We start from the raw sequence: 2,274 nt of genomic DNA on the forward strand, positions 1-2,274 counted from the left end.
AATTTCAGACACTGCAGTAGATTTACAAAAGATTATAATGAACATAGGTAAAGAAGCAGGTACACTTGTTTCATCAGGATTGAAAAAATCTAAAATAGATATATCTGAAAACAATGTAAGAATAAGTGTTCCAGAGCTAATATATGACACAATAATTGAAAAAAAGAACACAATAGAAAAACATTTCCAAAAACCTGTAGAAATTGTTAAAATAGATACCCCCCAAAAAACAACGAAAAAGAAAAAAGAAAGAGACCCTGCTGTTGACAAAGTTTTACAGCTTTTTGAAGGAAAAATAATCAATTACAAGGAGGAATAAGATACATGTTTAATTTTGGCGACCTTGGAAATATGATGAAAATGCTAAAAGATATGCAGGAAAATATAAAAACAGCAAAAGAAGAGCTAAAGAATGAAGAAATTATAGTTGAAGTTGGCGGTGGAATGGTTAAAGTAATAGAAAATGGTCTTGGAGAAATTCTTGATATTCAAATAGATAAATCACTTTTAAATGAAGAAAACGCAGAAGTATTAAAAGATTTACTTATTTCTGCTTTAAATGAAGCTAACGTTCGTTCAAAAGAGGTTATGAGTGAAAAAATGGCTAAAGCTTCAGGTCTTCCTTCAAACATTCCAGGACTTGGGAACTTATTTTAATGGAAAAACAGGTTTTACCTTCAGCACTTCAAAATGCAATAGAGCATATAAGTAATTTACCAGGATACGGGGAAAAATCTGCACAAAGGTTTGTTGAAAATTTATTAAAACTTCCAAAAGGAGAGTCTATTGAAACAATCAAATCTCTACTTGAGCTTTTAGAAAAAATACATCCATGCAAAATATGTGGACTTTTAACAGAAAATGAAATCTGCAGTATATGTTCTTCGGAAGAAAGAAATAAAACGACAATATGCGTTGTTGAGGAATCCTTTGATGCCTTTGCAATAGAAAAAACAGGAAAATATACAGGTCTTTATCATGTATTACATGGGAAACTATCCCCTCTGGAAGGAATAACAGCAGAAGATTTAAACATAAGCTCACTTTTAGACAGATTAGAAGGAGTTAAAGAAATAATAATAGCTACAAACCCTACAGTGGAAGGAGAAGCGACAGCTACATATATATACAATCTTTTAAAAAACAAAAATGTGGAAATTTCAAGAATAGCTTACGGTCTTCCATTTGGTGCAACCCTTGAAAATGCAGATGTTTTTACACTATCAAAAGCACTGGAAGGAAAACAAAAACTTTAATTTGCACAATTTTAATTCACTATTTGCACAATTGATGTGCAAACAAACTCAGTTTTTGTATTAATTTTTATCTAAAAATAATTCCCCCTAATGTGCAAACCAATTAAATTAACATCAATTTTCAACTGTTATACATTTTCTGGCACATTTATTGCTTTACAAAGACTATAAATATAAAACGGAGGTTTATGTAATGAAAAAAATAGAAGCCATAATCAAGCCGTTTAAACTTGATGAAGTTAAAGAAGCAATCACTGAACTCGGCAATTTCGGTATTACAATTACAGAAGTAAAAGGTTTTGGAAGACAGAAAGGACACACAGAGCTTTATAGAGGTGCAGAGTATGTTATTGATTTTCTCCCTAAAATCAAACTGGAAATTGTAGTAGAAGATGAAATGGTTGAAAAACTTGTAGAAGCCATAACAAACGCTGCAAAAACTGGAAAAGTAGGAGATGGAAAAATATTCATTTTACCTGTTGAAGATGCAGTAAGAATAAGAACAGGAGAAAGAGGAGAATCTGCACTTTAAACATTTTAACTCCAAAAATTAATTAAACGGAAAACAAAAAGGAGGTTTGATTATGAAAAGTAAAATTTTATCATTTATTTCTCTACTGCTTCCTTTTGCAGCTTTTGCAGAAGAAGCAAAACTTGACACAGGTGATACTGCCTGGATGATTACTGCCACTGCATTTGTTGTTTTAATGACTGTTGGTGGTCTTATTTTATTCTACGGTGGCATGACAAGATTTAAAAATATTGTTAACACAGTAATGATGGTTTTAATGGCTTATGCTGTGGCTATTGTAGTGTGGTTTTTATGGGGCTATTCTCTTGCATTTACAGAAGGTGGAGGATTAAATGCAGTAGTTGGTGGACTAAGCAAGTTTTTAATGAACGGTGTTGATTATAAAGCATTAAGCGGAACTTATCCAGAATGGGTATTTGCAACTTTCCAGTCAACTTTTGCAGCTATTACTATCGCACTTGCAGCAGTGCAGTAATTGAAAGAATG

Annotated in this window: 4 protein-coding genes and 1 pseudogene; all 5 read left to right on the plus strand. The window is 32.1% G+C overall.

Going from position 1 to position 2,274, the window contains the following annotated elements; genetic code table 11:
- Positions 1 to 319, plus strand: a pseudogene (locus HG1285_RS04155) (DNA polymerase III subunit gamma/tau); the annotation flags it as partial.
- Between the two features lie 5 nt (positions 320 to 324).
- On the plus strand, positions 325 to 657 hold the full coding sequence (locus HG1285_RS04150) for a YbaB/EbfC family nucleoid-associated protein (RefSeq protein ID WP_008288708.1): 333 nt from the start codon (positions 325 to 327) through the stop codon (positions 655 to 657).
- Positions 657 to 1,256, plus strand: coding sequence for a recombination mediator RecR (recR, locus tag HG1285_RS04145; RefSeq protein ID WP_008288709.1), 600 nt, complete (start codon positions 657 to 659; stop codon positions 1,254 to 1,256). The genes HG1285_RS04150 and recR overlap by 1 nt, the downstream gene beginning before the upstream one ends.
- 193 nt (positions 1,257 to 1,449) lie before the next feature.
- On the plus strand, positions 1,450 to 1,788 hold the full coding sequence (locus tag HG1285_RS04140) for a P-II family nitrogen regulator (RefSeq protein WP_008288710.1): 339 nt from the start codon (positions 1,450 to 1,452) through the stop codon (positions 1,786 to 1,788).
- Between the two features lie 52 nt (positions 1,789 to 1,840).
- Complete coding sequence (locus tag HG1285_RS04135; RefSeq protein ID WP_008288711.1) at positions 1,841 to 2,263, plus strand: ammonium transporter; 423 nt, start codon at positions 1,841 to 1,843, stop codon at positions 2,261 to 2,263.
- Positions 2,264 to 2,274: the final 11 nt, after the last annotated feature.

The sequence above is a fragment of the Hydrogenivirga sp. 128-5-R1-1 genome (assembly GCF_000171895.1).